16 protein-coding genes are annotated in these 13,572 nt (G+C 64.4%); 3 read left to right on the plus strand and 13 right to left on the minus strand.

Going from position 1 to position 13,572, the window contains the following annotated elements:
• Positions 1-382: 382 nt before the first annotated feature.
• The gene (locus tag IG178_RS22245; RefSeq protein WP_193214794.1) at positions 383-742 is read left to right on the plus strand and encodes a zinc ribbon domain-containing protein; all 360 of its coding nucleotides are present in this window, start codon (positions 383-385) and stop codon (positions 740-742) included.
• 512 nt (positions 743-1,254) lie between these two features.
• Here the strand turns inward: IG178_RS22245 and IG178_RS22250 are convergent.
• Genes IG178_RS22250 through IG178_RS22290 form a run of 9 tightly spaced genes read right to left on the minus strand, consistent with a single transcriptional unit; the run spans position 1,255 to position 9,688 of the window.
• On the minus strand, positions 1,255-3,954 hold the full coding sequence (locus IG178_RS22250) for a hypothetical protein (RefSeq protein ID WP_193214795.1): 2,700 nt from the start codon (positions 3,952-3,954) through the stop codon (positions 1,255-1,257).
• Positions 3,951-5,654, minus strand: coding sequence for a coiled-coil domain-containing protein (locus tag IG178_RS22255; RefSeq protein ID WP_193214796.1), 1,704 nt, complete (start codon positions 5,652-5,654; stop codon positions 3,951-3,953). The genes IG178_RS22250 and IG178_RS22255 overlap by 4 nt, the downstream gene beginning before the upstream one ends.
• 4 nt (positions 5,655-5,658) lie before the next feature.
• The gene (locus IG178_RS22260; protein ID WP_193214797.1) at positions 5,659-6,765 is read right to left on the minus strand and encodes a hypothetical protein; all 1,107 of its coding nucleotides are present in this window, start codon (positions 6,763-6,765) and stop codon (positions 5,659-5,661) included.
• A gap of 34 nt (positions 6,766-6,799) precedes the next feature.
• On the minus strand, positions 6,800-7,258 hold the full coding sequence (locus IG178_RS22265) for a hypothetical protein (RefSeq protein ID WP_193214798.1): 459 nt from the start codon (positions 7,256-7,258) through the stop codon (positions 6,800-6,802).
• A 31-nt stretch (positions 7,259-7,289) separates the two neighbouring features.
• Complete coding sequence (locus IG178_RS22270; RefSeq protein WP_193214799.1) at positions 7,290-8,060, minus strand: hypothetical protein; 771 nt, start codon at positions 8,058-8,060, stop codon at positions 7,290-7,292.
• Between the two features lie 3 nt (positions 8,061-8,063).
• Positions 8,064-8,591, minus strand: a complete 528-nt coding sequence (locus tag IG178_RS22275) for a hypothetical protein (RefSeq protein WP_193214800.1) — start codon at positions 8,589-8,591, stop codon at positions 8,064-8,066.
• A 28-nt stretch (positions 8,592-8,619) separates the two neighbouring features.
• Positions 8,620-8,814 carry a hypothetical protein gene (locus IG178_RS22280; RefSeq protein ID WP_193214801.1) on the minus strand — a complete coding sequence of 65 codons (195 nt, stop codon included), beginning with the start codon at positions 8,812-8,814 and terminating at the stop codon, positions 8,620-8,622.
• A gap of 8 nt (positions 8,815-8,822) precedes the next feature.
• A complete protein-coding gene (locus IG178_RS22285; protein ID WP_193214802.1) occupies positions 8,823-9,254 on the minus strand; it encodes a hypothetical protein in 432 nt (143 codons plus the stop codon).
• The gene (locus IG178_RS22290; RefSeq protein WP_193214803.1) at positions 9,254-9,688 is read right to left on the minus strand and encodes a hypothetical protein; all 435 of its coding nucleotides are present in this window, start codon (positions 9,686-9,688) and stop codon (positions 9,254-9,256) included. The genes IG178_RS22285 and IG178_RS22290 overlap by 1 nt, the downstream gene beginning before the upstream one ends.
• Positions 9,689-10,062: 374 nt before the next feature.
• On the opposite strand from IG178_RS22290, the gene IG178_RS22295 reads away from it, so the two are divergent.
• Together IG178_RS22295 and IG178_RS22300 are read left to right on the plus strand one after the other, a co-directional pair.
• Positions 10,063-10,629 carry a hypothetical protein gene (locus tag IG178_RS22295; RefSeq protein ID WP_193214804.1) on the plus strand — a complete coding sequence of 189 codons (567 nt, stop codon included), beginning with the start codon at positions 10,063-10,065 and terminating at the stop codon, positions 10,627-10,629.
• Positions 10,630-10,712: 83 nt separating this feature from the next.
• Complete coding sequence (locus IG178_RS22300; protein ID WP_193214805.1) at positions 10,713-11,207, plus strand: ankyrin repeat domain-containing protein; 495 nt, start codon at positions 10,713-10,715, stop codon at positions 11,205-11,207.
• Positions 11,208-11,293: 86 nt separating this feature from the next.
• On the opposite strand, the gene IG178_RS22305 is transcribed toward IG178_RS22300, so the two are convergent.
• Genes IG178_RS22305 through IG178_RS22320 form a run of 4 tightly spaced genes read right to left on the minus strand, consistent with a single transcriptional unit; the run spans position 11,294 to position 13,504 of the window.
• Positions 11,294-11,539, minus strand: coding sequence for a hypothetical protein (locus tag IG178_RS22305; RefSeq protein ID WP_193214806.1), 246 nt, complete (start codon positions 11,537-11,539; stop codon positions 11,294-11,296).
• A 29-nt stretch (positions 11,540-11,568) separates the two neighbouring features.
• Positions 11,569-12,489: a hypothetical protein gene (locus IG178_RS22310; protein ID WP_193214807.1), complete on the minus strand. Its 921-nt coding sequence runs from the start codon at positions 12,487-12,489 to the stop codon at positions 11,569-11,571.
• A 37-nt stretch (positions 12,490-12,526) separates the two neighbouring features.
• Complete coding sequence (locus tag IG178_RS22315; protein ID WP_193214808.1) at positions 12,527-12,928, minus strand: DUF2190 family protein; 402 nt, start codon at positions 12,926-12,928, stop codon at positions 12,527-12,529.
• 33 nt (positions 12,929-12,961) lie between these two features.
• Entirely contained in the window at positions 12,962-13,504 is a 543-nt protein-coding gene (locus IG178_RS22320; RefSeq protein WP_193214809.1) for a hypothetical protein, read from the minus strand.
• Positions 13,505-13,572: the final 68 nt, after the last annotated feature.

The raw sequence follows: 13,572 nt of genomic DNA on the forward strand, positions 1-13,572 counted from the left end.
GGCCGGAACCAAAGGCCTGAGGTTTATCAATGCGCCGGATTCTCATCGAATCCGGCGCTCAGGCGTCAGCGCTTCGGACAACCTCGACGCTTCCCCCTTTGTAGCAGGCGCACCCGCGAACGGAGGTCGCCCCCCCAAGCCTGTCGGCCCCGATAGCCGTTTTATCCAGTGGAGCCCGAGGAACGTAAACAAATGGAACCAGCAATGGATCCGACCGCTAGCCCTGGCTTTTTGCGATTCTTTCTCCAACAGAGGGAGCCGGTTGATCGCACGTGGCCGCCTGGGTGAAATACAGAGGCAGCCTCGGCTTCTGCATTCGAGGCAAAGAGTCCCAGGTTGGAATTGCCCACCCCACCCGGCCCCGGTCAAGATCGGGCCCGCCATGAGTTTAGGATGGGACGTTCTCCAACAATTTCAGATCGAAAAGGCAAGATCGGCGGCTGATCTCGCATCGAGCAAGATCGATGGTCTGATCGCACGGAAGGACAATACAAAGCAGGAACTTGAGGAGCTGACTCTCGCCTGCCAGGCGATGTGGGAACTTCTCCGCGATCACCTTGGATTTACCGATGATCACTTGAGAGCCAAAATCCTGGAAATTGACGCCCGGGACGGAGTGGTCGACGGAAAAATTGGAGCAGAGGTGATTGATTGCCCACACTGCGGACAGAAAGCGAGCACCACGAAGCCGAATTGCATCTATTGTGGTCACAGATTACCATCGTCACACGTGATGAAATGATGTGAACAGACGACATCCTGTTTGAGCCACGCAATCCGCGGATCCTTGATCATAGGCTTCGGTCAATTTTTTTTCGTAATGAACCGGGCTCGGCGGCAACAAATGCCCCGCCCGTCTGTTCGATGTTCCGGGCGCCCACCGGAGTCCAGACACCCGGATACGACGCCCCTTGCACATCGCGGCAGCACACGCTAACGATGGTCCCACCGGGTCGTCGCACGCCCGGGCCCCATCGCAAATCACCCAATCTCAACATGCCGGGGTGGCGGAATTGGTAGACGCACCTGACTTAGGATTGAGGAGACGGCACGACAACGCTCGCCAAAGCCCGTCATTTCAGGGATTTAACGGAGATCTCCTCGTTCTCAGACGCTCCAAATGACCCATTTCGCCACCTGTAGTGGTCACGGCGGTGGTCATTTCCGGTGCTGGGCTGTTAGAGCATCGGACTACTCCGTGCGCTCTCGGTCACGACGCGAGTTACCAGATCTCCGATGGTCGGCGGGCATGGCTCAAGAGAGGGTCACCTCGAACGGCGGGAGACTCGCCCCTCCGGTCTGCGGCCGGATGTAGAGGTTGTAGGTTTTCGATGCCGCCGGCGCTTCATCCGGGATCGATTCCAAGGTAGAATAAATCCGACCCTCGCGGACATAAAGCGTCAGAAGTGGCGACCCATCGGCGAGCGTGATCTCGTACGCTTCCCCGTTCTGCTGGAGTTCCATCTGGAACGATTTCAGAGCGAGGTTGAAGTTGGCTCCCCCATCGTCTCCGGTGCTCTGGAACTGCGTGCAGATGCCCTTCTTGAAGGCCCACGCGATCCCGTTCTTGGAGCCGTTCGAATCCACACCGTCGAAGAGCAGCTTCGCCACGTCGGAGCCATCGCTGAAGCGAACCGGAAACTCTGCTTCAGGGTAGACCTGGAGACCCTTGAACTTGATCGTTCCCCCTTCGCTCTCACCTTCTTCCAGCGGTTTGACGATGACCGCCTGCCCTCCGTCCAGCTGCTCAAGCGAGCGGATCTGATGCTCCGGCACCGTGGTATCGTAGGGGGCGACGAGCTCGCGCTTGCCCCCGATGCTTTTGATCCGGATCAGGTTGGGCACGAACTCGATCGCCCCGCCTTCGTGGAAAACCTCGTCGACCACCAGTTCGGGAACGTCACTGGGGTCGGCGCCTTCGGGGAGTTCGAGCTCCTTGAATGAACACAGCTGGTAGTAATAGTCGCCATCGACCGAATCCGGGTCGCGCTGGAAATGCGTGCTTTCCTTGTCCGCGGCATCCACGGTGATCACCGGGGCCTCCTCGATCACGCCCTTGTTGTTGGTCTTGACCCGGCAGTAGATCACCTGCCCGTCGGTTACCTCGAACTCCGGCGGAGTCTCGGCATTCAAGGCGACGTCCTCCCCGTCGACCGGCATCCAGTACTTCAACGGGTCGGCCGCAGAGCTGGACGGGTCGCGGCAGACGACGAAACCCGGCTCGACGCTGGCCATCCACATCTCCGCCTCTGAGTCATACCGGACGGAAACCCGATACGGCGTCGTCCCTGCCTCCCCGCCAATGGCTGGATCGAGAACCGTCTGCGGAATGTCGTAGCCGCCCACGGTGTCGCCCTTGCTGCCCGGGTCGTTCTCGGCTCCCAGCTCATTGCTGGTCCGTTCCGCGGAACTCATCCAGGTAGGCGCGCGGCCGCGGAGAAGCCGCTGAAGCTCGAGGAAGTCGTCCGCCTGCAGGTAGGCCGCCGGCCCGAACCGGAGGGTCACCGAGCCGCTATCGATGTCGAAATCCACCTGATTCACGCCGGCCTTCATCGTCGCCCATGCGGCCATGCCGCCCAACAGGTTCAGCGCCGTCCCGTGGTAGCGGGCGGCCGTGACGTCCTCGAGCACCAGCGTCACCGAGCCCTCGTATTGATAGGTCTCCAGCGACTCATAGACCGCCTGCGCAATGCCCGTGGGCGCGGCTTCCGGGGCCACCCATTGGGTGACGCCCTTGTAAATCTTCGTCACCGCATCGGTGCCCGTGACCGTGAACGGGGGCATGCCCTTCGCGATCGCTTCTTTGGTGGCCGCGCTGGCACCGCCGGCGACGGCCAGGGCGACCTTGACCCGCACTTGCCCGACCTTCTTCCGCATCCAGTCCTCAATCGACCCGCGCACCAGCTCGCGCGGAAGGTCGTCGACGTTATCCACGTCGAGCCGCACCGCCCGCGGGTTGATCGGGTCCGGGTGGTCTTCGATTTCCTCGACGAGGGTCTTCTCGAACTCCGTCACGTTGAACTCGCCGTCCGGCACGTCGCGGAGGTGCGGAAACTTGAGCTTCAGCCAGGCCTTCGCCGTCGCCTGGTCGGTCGGCAGGTTGCGGGTCTGGATCCGGCTCTTTTGAAACTGCATTTGCCCGCCGGCCAGCTCGATGACGCTCGAGAGCACCCGCGGCCCTTTGTCGGGTCCGGCTTCCGGCCACTTGTCGAGAATACCGTCCCGGTAGGTCACCCCGTCGATGATCGTCGCATTGGTGTAGGTGATGCGCACCGCATCCGGCTTCAGATCATCCCGCGGCGTGACGCTGAAGCTTTCGACGTCGCCGGCACCGGACACATCCAGAGCAACGGCCGCCAGGGTGGCCCGCGGCGTGAAGTTGATCGTCGGCGGCGTCGTGCTGTGGTCGATCCACGGCACCCAATCCGGGTGCAGCCGTGTCGAAATCCGGATCACCTCCGCGACCGACACGTTGCGCACTTCGGTCGGCCACAGCGGGATCCCCGCCGGGATGCTGCCGGCCTGCAGGTCGGCGCCGGCGTCGATCGCCATGGCCAATGCGTCAATGACCTGTGTCCCCGTACTGATGCTCTCGCCCAGCTTGTTGACCCCCAGCACCGCCACCGGGAAGTCGAAGGTGCCAGCGCCCACGCTCCACGGCTCCAGGTAAACGGTGTCTTCCAAGTCCTGCCAGGCGTCCCGGATCACGATCTCTTGCCCCTCGTTGGATCCGCTACCGTAGGAAGGCCGGCTCGCCACCTTGCCTTGGAAATACTTCGTCCCGTTCCGAACCAGCGTCACCGGGTCGGCGTACGAAAAGAGCGGCACGGCATCGAAGTCACACACTCGCCGCAACCGCATTTCGCTCGCGGCCCCGGTGCGGAAGGTCCCGCCCACGAACTCCAACCCGAGGTTCTCCAGCGATACCCCGCCAATGGTCCACAAAACACTCATTTCCCGTCTCCCGATGTCCTCAGTTTCGCTTCCAGCCGCTCCATCCTCTCGGCCATCGCCCTGAACTGGCGGGCCGTCCTCTGCTCCCGGCCGTCCAGGTTCGCCGCTACCTTCTCCAACGCACTCCCCAACCGGTCGGCCGCTTCCGCCGTTGGGTTCCCTGCCAGATCATTGCCCAGCTTCTCGAACTGCGCCGCCGCCCGCTCCGACCGCGACGCGATCGCCCGCGCCGCCTGATCCGCGATTCCCTCGCCCTGTGCGCCCAGCTGCTCGCGCTGCGAAGCCTCCGCGGCCACACGCGCCGCTTCCCGAGCGGCTTCGTCGGCCTTGCGCTTCGCTGCGGCATCGGCCGCACGTTGCGCGGCCGCTCCGGTCGTGACTCCCCGGGTCTGCCTCCCCAGCTCGAAAGCATTCACCGCCCCTTCGGTTTCCGCGGAAACTTCGGCGGCCACCCGATCCCGCTCTTTCGCGGCCTTGCCCGCCGCCTTGTGTGCCGCTTCCTCCTCCTTGAGCCGCTCCGCCACCAGCGCTTCCCGCTCGGCAATGATCGTCTTCTCAAGCGCCAGGTAACGGCGCAACTCAGCCTCGGAAACCTTCACCGCCTCCAATTCCTCCAGACGCTCTCGCGCGGACTTCAAGCGTTCATCGGCCCTCTTCGCGCTGGCGCTGAGGTTCTCACCATCCTTGAACTCCCCGTCGTCCTCCCGCTGGCGAACTTCGGCGAGTGCTTTCTCATAAGCCGCACGGGCACCCGGCAGACGGCGGCTCGCCTGAAACCCCGGCCGCAACCGGTCCCGCTCGGCTCGCGCGTCGTCCAGCAGCTGCCCTGCCTCCGTGGTCGCGTTGCTCTTCGCCTTCGCCTCCTCGTAGGCGGTCCTCGCCCCGGCATCCGCGGTTGCCAGCCGGTCGCCGATCCCCGCCAACCTCTGCTGGAACCGCTGCTGTTCCAGCCGCTCCTGCACCTCGGCCCGGCGCTTGATCTTCTCCTCCTCCGACAGCGACCCGTCGGCATCGATCCGCGCCAGATTCAAGGCCGCCTGCGCGGATTCGATCTCCGCCTGCGCCCGCCGCCGCGACTGGAGCAATCCGATGTTCTGCCGCAACTCGTCGTTGATCCTGCGGTAGCCGTCGGCCTCCCGCTGCAAACTCTCGGCGAATGCATCGAGCGATTGCGACGACCGGGCGCTCTCGGCTTCCACGCCCTTCTGCCGCACCTGGTCGAGCTTCTCCTGCAGGTCGTCCAGCGCCTCGTCGACCCCGGAACTGCCCAGCGACTCCAACAGCTTCGGGGCGATCAGCGACACCGCCACCGCGGCAAGGCTCGCTGCCCCGGCGATGCCCGCGGTTCCGCCCAGCGCCAGCACCAGCCCCGGGATGTTGTTCAGCACCCCGCCGATGCCGTACTGCATGTCTTCGAAAGCGCGCGACGCCTCCAGCACCGCCCGGCCCGCATTGCCAGTGGCCGCGGCCGCCTTCGGTGCCTCGACCGTCACTTCCTTCAGGGCCCCGGCCGCGCCCTTGCTGCCCGGACGTCCCAACTTCCCCGACGTGCTCCCGCTCGAGGCCGCCAGATCCTCCATCGCGGCATCGGTTTCGTGCGCCTGGTCTTCCAGCTTCTCCAGCGCCTCTTCCGCAGCCTTCGCCCCCGACGTGTCCGCCGTGGTCCGGACCCCGATCTCGATGTCGTTCTTGCCCGCCATGGCTTCAGTCGAGGTATTGGAACACCATCTCCCCGCTCGGGATGATCATGGTGAACCCTTGGGTTCCGGTGTTCTTGACCATGGCAGAAATGCCCGTGCCCTCCTGGCCGGTGAAGCCGGTCGGCCCGCCCGTCAGGGTGTCCATCAAGGTGCCGTCGATCCAAAATTGCACGCTGCCGTCCCCGAGCGGGATCAGTTCCACAACGCGAACCCGGTAGGTGGATTCATTGAGGCTGTAGAGCGGGGTGCTCCCCACGTTGAGCGTGGTCCCGTCGTGGACCATTCCCACAACCTCGCGGTTCGCGATCTTGATCCCGATTCCCTTGGTGGTGAGCGGGCCGTAGGTGGCGAGCGACCGGGCGTGCCCAACGCGGATATACCCCTCGGCGGTGGTGTCCGGAATCCCGCTTGTGGGATGAAGGACGATCCTGAAGGAAAGCGAAAACTTCCGGGAGAAGTCGAACGCGCAATCCGCGCCGAACACGGCCTCGCCGGGCGGCGAGAATAGGAACGGCTGGAATCCGGCAAGCCTGGCGTACGCCTCGCTGCCCGTGGTGGCCGAGGCGACCAGATAGAAGGTTTTGCCCGTGATGGTGGCCGTGCTGCCCCCGACCGCGGCATTTGCGGACCATCCGTTGTCGGGATCCAATCGCACCACCGTTGCCGGCGTGAAGACCGTTCCCGATCGATGCGCATACCTCGCATCTGACAATCCCCGGCTCATCGCGCTGTTGGCATCGGTGGCGGCCTGACCGGCGGCGAGCTGCACTTGTCCGGTGAAGGTCGCCCCGGCGAGCGAGGCCTTGTCATCGAGGGCATCGGTGACGTCGTTCCACAGCGCCGTTAGATCCTCGGTGAATGCCATCTCACCGTCGGCATCGCGCAGCGTGACCGTCCGCGGGAAGGTCGCGTTTCCCGGCTCCAGCGTCACCCCGACTCCCCCGGCGTTGTAGATCCGGATCTTGTCCGCCCCGAGATAGAGCGCCGTGTCGGTGCCGTCCCCGGTCACCACCCGGCGCCCGGTGCCCAGCGCGGCGTTGCCGACATGCAGCAACCACTTGAACGTCGCGTCCGCCCCGCCCGGTGTCTTCCCTTCCAGTGTCGTTCCCATTTCAGCGTTTCAGGCTTTCAGCGTTTCAGCTTTTTCACCCGAGGTCCTCCCAAGTGAAATTGATCTCCCCCCAGGTCGCCCCGGGGACATAGACGCCGACATCCGCCGCCAGCGCCCCGCCGAGAATCACCACGCCCTCGCGGCCGATGAACTCCTCCTGGCCGCCTGGCCACGACTGCACCGCGCAATTCGACAGCCGCCACTGCACCCCGTCGTCGAAGACGATCAGCACCGGCTTCATCGTCCGGGGAAGGCTCGCCATGCCGAGCAGACGCTGCTTGAGCGCGTCGGCCACGCCGTCGGTGATCCGCGCAAGCTCGAAGGTCAGCTGATGGCTCTCGTTTCCGCGTGGGAAGTTCTTCACGCCCGACCCGCGGACGAACCCGGCGGTCTGGACGACCTGCTCGCCGTCGATCGCCACCGGCGCCCACATCGGATCCCCGAAGTCGACGAGGACAAGCGCCGCGTCGTCCGGATCCCAAAGGACCCGCACGGCCGAATCGAGCAGTTCATTCCCCGGCATTTCAGAGTGTCACGCTGTCGGGTGGGAACGGCAGGCCACCCAGCCCGCCGGTGAGCGTCCATCCTTCTTCGATGTCGTCCGGGATCGTCCCGCTGCCATCGTTGCCGGGGGCGTGCGCCACGGTCACCAGCTCGGAAGCCTCGGCGTGGGCCTCGATCGCCGCCTTCACCTGCGCGGCCGTGCTGGTCACCACGCCGGCGCCGTCGGTTGCCATCACCACCTCGACGCGCCAGGTCGCATCCTGGCCGTTGCCGAACTTGTAAATGCTGACATCGAGGGCCGCGTTCGGATCGTCGCCGTCGACGTAGAAGATCGCGACGGCGTTCCCGAGACGCCCGGCCGGCACCGCGGTGAAGACGAGGTCGTTGTTCGCCCCGGCCAGAGCGGTGGTCGCGGTGGCCTGCACCGTGGCCGCACCTCCGTCGACGTCCACCGAGACGGGTGGGGCCATCGCCCGGGTGAAGACCGGCACTTGCGCCCCGACGTAGTCGCCCCACGACGTCGATGTCCACGGCCATTCGGTCGAGTTGGACGCAGCGACCCCTTCGGTTGCACCGTCGAAGTCGATTCGCCAGGTCCGGGCCTCGTCGTAGTCGCCCCAGATGAAATGGGCGCTCCCGGCCTTGCGCCACACCGGCTTTTCCTGGAGCACCTCTCCGGCGACAAGGTAGGTGCCGTTCAGGGCCGCGGAGCCGCCCGTCAGGCCGCTCACCACAATGGCCGGCCACGGCCCGCTGATGTCCGCCAGTCCGATGATGTCAGGCGCCGCCATGGATCAATCGAGGTTGAGGACCTGCCCGGTGCTGATGGAGCTGTAGAGCTCGGTGATCACCAGCGCGTAGGGATCCAGCCGCTCGCCGAACTTGTAGCTGCCGATCGTCGCCTCGCCGTAGATGTTGAGCGCCACGATCTGCTGGTTGTTCTGAGCGTAGCCCTGGACGATCCACCAGCCGGTCACCAGTTCCTCGCGCTCGCCGGGAACGAAGACACCGCCCACCGGCTTGTTCCCGCCCAGCAGCAGCTCGGCGAAGGTCATCTCCGTCCACTCCTGCAGCGAGAACGCGTGGGTCATCGTCTGGTTCAGCACGATCGACTTGCGGTCGCGGTATTTCCCGGGCGAGGGCGCGCGGCGCTTGATGATGTTGCGGTCGATCTTCGGCTCCCAATCCTCGACGGTCGGGAGCTTCGTGAAGTTGGCGGCCGGGTCGGTGTCCGGGCGGGCTTCGGCGCCGACGGTCACGCCGTCGATGACGTCGCCGGCCCGGGCAAAGAGCAGGTGGTTTCCGAGGATCAGGTCTTTCATGGGATCAATGGTTCACGGGGTGATTGCTTCAGCGGACCTCGAGGATTTCGGCCAGCCCCTTGCCGGCGAGGTATTCGGCATGGGCCAGCGGCACGCCGGCGACGATCTGGCCGCGGCCCAGCGTGAAGCCCTTGGCCTTCACCTGGCCCAGGGTCTTGATCTTGGCGCTGCGCTCGTCCGCCACGGGTGCGGCGCTTGTCCTGTCGTTGGCTTGTTTCGGCATAGTCGGGATCACTTGAGGTTTCCGGGGGCGGTGAGGGACAGGACCGCCACGTCATAGGTCGGGTCGTCGGGATAGGTGGTGCCCTCGCAGTGCAGCCACATCGCCGTGTTGGAGCTCACTTCCGGCGGCCACCAGCCGTGCAGCTTGGCCTCCATCTCGCTCATCAGGTCGTCGGCATCCTTCACGTCCTTCGCCGTCAGCAGCGGCACGGTGAACAGCGCCACCGAGTAGCGGCCGGTGTAGAAGGAGGACTTCGAGCGCGAGGCGTTCTTCGACGACATCAGCCGCACCACCACCGCCTTGCCGCGGGTCTTCGCCATCCGCTTGCCGAACTCGCTCTCGATGTCGCTCCGCCGGTAGACGACCACCTTGCCCGCCAGCTCGGGGATCTCCTCGAGCCGCGCCTTGATCGCTTGGGAAATGCTGCGGAACCTCGTCATCAGAATCGGAGCAAGGGATTCCCGCCGAAGGCCGGCGCCACGTTCGCCCCGGCCGCCGGGGTCTCGTCATCGAGGAAGGCGGAGGCCTCCATGCCCCGCAGCGACTCCAGGAACTTTTCGGCGTTGCGATACTCATCCCGCCGCGGATCGGTCATGCCCTCCGGCACCGGATTCAGGCCGACCAGCCCGACCCGCGCGATGATCGCCGCAGACTCGATGCAGAAGTCCGGCAAGGTCCCCGTCGGTCCCAGCTGGGTCACCCGAGGGTTGGCCCGGATCATCCCGCGGAAGCGCGCCAGCACCTGCGCCGCGATCTCCGGCAAGCGGTCCACCGCATCCCCGGGCACTTCCGCCTCGCCCCCGCCCTCCGGGTATTCCGAAAGGGCCGTCGCCTCGTAGGTCTCCAGCTCGCGCACGGCGAGCCGGGACTTCACGTGATCGGCGGTAAAGGGAATCCAGGGCACGGCGCCATGACACCGCGCCCCCTCCCCGCTTGGCGAATCCGCTCAGTGGTCCCGGCCTTCAACCCGCCCAGTTCGACCCGGAACACCTTGAGATCCATTGATCTTTTGGAACTCGAAAGCAGGCATCACAGGTTCTCTCACCTTTGCGGATGATCCTCAGGAGCTTACAGGTTTCATTGCCACAGAAGCGCCGACGCCCGGTTCGATCTCATTGACACCCATCACCTTGCAAGCCAACCTTCACCTGAAACATCCGTTGGCATATCGGATCTCGCCGATATGCTCACCGGGTTAATAAATACTGTTGGGCCAAAGAATTTGGAGCGAGAACCGTTCATGAACCTATGAAGTGGAAGATCGTCGCGCTCTCAGTAACAGCCGTCGCAATCGTAGCACCTTTGCTAATTCGATTCATAGAGCCCAAGGAGCTTAAGGAAGCGAGAGAGAATGCTGCGTCCTTTAAGGAGAGCCTGTTGGATTCCTTCCACTCCGCAGAAGCCATCTCCATCGTTGAGCACCCTTGGATCTACGATTTTACGGATGACGAGGGTAGGCTCCCCGACAGCTTCCCCCAGTTCGAGTATCTGCGTGTGTCCCTGACGGTTGACCAAGCGGACCGGCTGATCGAGTTGCTCGACGAGATGCCGCCCGACCCCAAGCAGATGTTCTCACTTTGCGCCTTCGAGCCTCATCACACCATCGAGATCACCCGGGATACTGGTGACAAGAGTTTCGTCAGAGTGTGCTTCAGATGTCGCGATACCGAGTGGGAGGAAGGTTCGGGCACCGCCCCGGAGCCATTTCAGGACGTCTTCCGAGCATTCATCGAGCCACTAGGGTTTCAAGCCTCGCGGGATTGGCGAGAGCTCGCAAATCAACAAGCCCAACAAGGCGGCGATGGCGACGCCTAACCGCGGCCTTGTTACGTTTCCGCTTTGATGATTCGATCCCTCCAATCTGGCACGGAGCGCCGCCATTGTTCGGGCGTCGCGCCATGCCTTTGACGTTCGGCAAGAAATCCCATTTGATGGAAGTTGCTCCTGAAATCGATGAGCTTCTAGATCAGGCTGAGGAAGGCTACATGATCCCGTGCCGCAGCGAGAAAGGATGCGTGAATCTACACGCTCGGGCTGGCAACGGTGATACCCTCCTTCACGTCGCAGTAGGAGCACGCAACTTCACTGCGATTAGGCTCCTGCTTGATGCAGGCATCGATATTGACTCTCAGGGGGACTACCACGAGACACCACTCTTCGCGGCTGCCGCTTCCTGCGATCTAGGACTCGTCGGATTTCTGCTTCAGCTAGGAGCTGATCCTAAAATTCCGGATCATCGAGGCACCCTGCCAGTTGACGCCTTGCTTTATCGACTCAAGGGCCTGCCAGAGGAGGATCTGCAGAGGCTTTCTTATTTGGCATGGACGATTTTCACCGGCCGCAAAGAAGCCGAACAAGCCGACGATGGCGACTCTCCTCCGAGGTCTTCTTGACCGACACTCCCCCTCTTCCCGCCAAACCAAAGGCCCGTCCGCGAATCACGGACGGGCCTCTTCGTTTCAGGATCCTGCTCCCCGCCTCACTTGGCGGCGGGCTTCGCCTCGGGGACGTCCCCCGCCTTGGGCTCCCTCCCGGATCCCTCGGCTTTGGGCTCGGTGGTCTTCGGCTCCGCGGCCGGCGGCTTGTCGACCAGTTCCTTCACCTGCTTGAAGTGGAGGAACGCGTTGGTCGCGGCGCTGCGGCCCAGGCGGACGGTCTCGCCCTTGGCGTGATGCTTGCCGTTGACGGTGATCCCTTTCGGGTCGGTGACTTTGTAGCTCTTCATTGCGTCGGTTTCGGTGGGGACGTTCGGGATCAGTTCAGGACGTTGGAGAAGTAGTAGCCGGCACCGGCCGCCACGACCTTCTCGTCGGTGTACTGCCGGGCGCGGACCACGCGCGAATCGATCTCGTCCTGGTCGTAGGTGAACGTCGACACCCCGGATGGACCCGAGCCGCCGGCCGCGGTCCAGTTGAAGGTCCGCGCGAAGTTGAGCGCCTTGAGGTCGGCGGTCTCCTGCGAATAGGACAGGAAGGCCTCGTCGTCCCAGATGCCCCCGAGGTCGGCGGCCTGCCCCTCGGCGGCGGTGTTGATCAGGTCACCGGACACCACGATCTCCACCTGCAGCACGTTCTCGAGCATCTGCTTGGTCAGGATGCCGTCGGTGTTGGTGTAGTAGCCCTTGAGCTCCGGCGCGTGGGTCAGCGCGGTGTAGACGTCGTAGGGCAGCGTCAGCAGGTTCGGCACCACGCCGATCTGCGCGCGGATGACGTCCTTGGCCGCCTGGAGGTCCTGGACGATGGTCGTGTTGGCCGCGGCGTTCCACTTCACGCCCGGGCTGGCGGTCTGGGTCACCCCACGGGCAAGATTGCGCACGCGGATCTCGTGGTTGATCGCAACGATCCGGATGGCCCGCTCCATGGCCGAGCGGTCGGCGGCGAAGATGCTCGCGTACATCGCCAGCTCCATCTTGTCGATGGGCTCCTCGATGCCGTAGTCCTTCGCGAGGAAGGTGTCGTCGCTGAGCCGCGACTTCACCCGCTTGAACCCGGTCGAAGGCGCGCGGCGGATGTCGGTCGGGATGTCGGTGAAGTTCGAGGTGTCGAACACGTAGTAGGCCGCGGCGTGGAGCTGGGTATTGAGCACCGGCGCGATGCGGCGGCCGGCCAGCGGCAGCGAGGCCATGTAGCGGGTCGCGATGCCGGTCAGGAGCGGATTGAGAAGGGGTGTCTTCATGATGGATAATCAGATGAGGTGATGAGGTTCGGGCGGATCAGGTGACGATGCGGGTTTCGACCACATCGAGCAGCTCGATGACGTCGTTGGCGGCGGAGTTGCCCTGCGTCAGCTTCATCCCGACCGTGCGGTAGGTGCCGGCCGCGGCGCTCAGCGTGACCACCTTGGCACCGGCTCCCCAGGTGACCCGGGCGCCCTTGGCGATGACGCCGCCGGCGACGACCTTGACGGTGCCGCCCTTGCCGAGCAGCCGGACGTTGACGTGGGGATTACCCTGCTGCTTCTGGAAGAGCACCCCGATGGCATCGTCGATCGAGGTGGCCAGCTTGACGGTGCCCTCGGCGGCGCCCAGCGCGACGAGGTGGTGTTCCTTGTCGAGCAGCGCGTCGGTCGCTTCCTCGGCGAAGGCGTGGTACGGAGAATCGGTGAATGTCTGCATGATCGTGTCGGTTCGGGATTCGGCGGGGAAGGATCAGCCGGCGGTGCCGAGCGACTTGAGGTAGTCGCTGTAGAGCGCGGGATCGGAGGCGGCGATGAGCTCGAGCGCCTGGTCGAAGCTTTCCGCCTGCTTTGCGGTGACCAGCTCGCGGGCCTTGGTCTCGATGCCGTGACCGCCCTGCGTGCCGCGGTCGCCCTGGCCGGCGAGGATCACCGGCTTGTCGAGGCCTTCGTGGAGCTTCGGCAGGCCAGCCAGGATTTCCTCGGCGAAGCTGTCGCCGGCTTCGATCTTGTCGCGGAACTTGGTCTGGCGCTCCTCGTCCTTCGGCGCGATCCGGCCGTCGGCCACCGCCGCCTTGACCAGCGTTTCCGCGCGCTCCTTGCGGGTCTTCTTCGCCTCGGCCGCGGCGGCATCGACCTGCTGTTTCAGCTCGCCGTTTACGCGCTCCAGCTCGGCGGCCCGGGCGGTGACGGTTTCGTTGTCGGACTTGAGCTTCTCGATGGCCTTGACGGCCTCGGCTTCCGCGTTCTCGGCGGCGGCGCTGATCGCGAGTGCGGCGAAGATGAGTTTGGACATGGTGTCGGGAGTTGGTGTGGTTGCCGCCGCATCACTCGCGGCGATACGCGGAATTTCCCGGAAGGCCG

Origin of the sequence: Neoluteolibacter marinus, from assembly GCF_014904755.1 — a bacterium.
GTDB classification, from domain to species: Bacteria; Verrucomicrobiota; Verrucomicrobiia; order Verrucomicrobiales; family Akkermansiaceae; genus Haloferula; species Haloferula marina.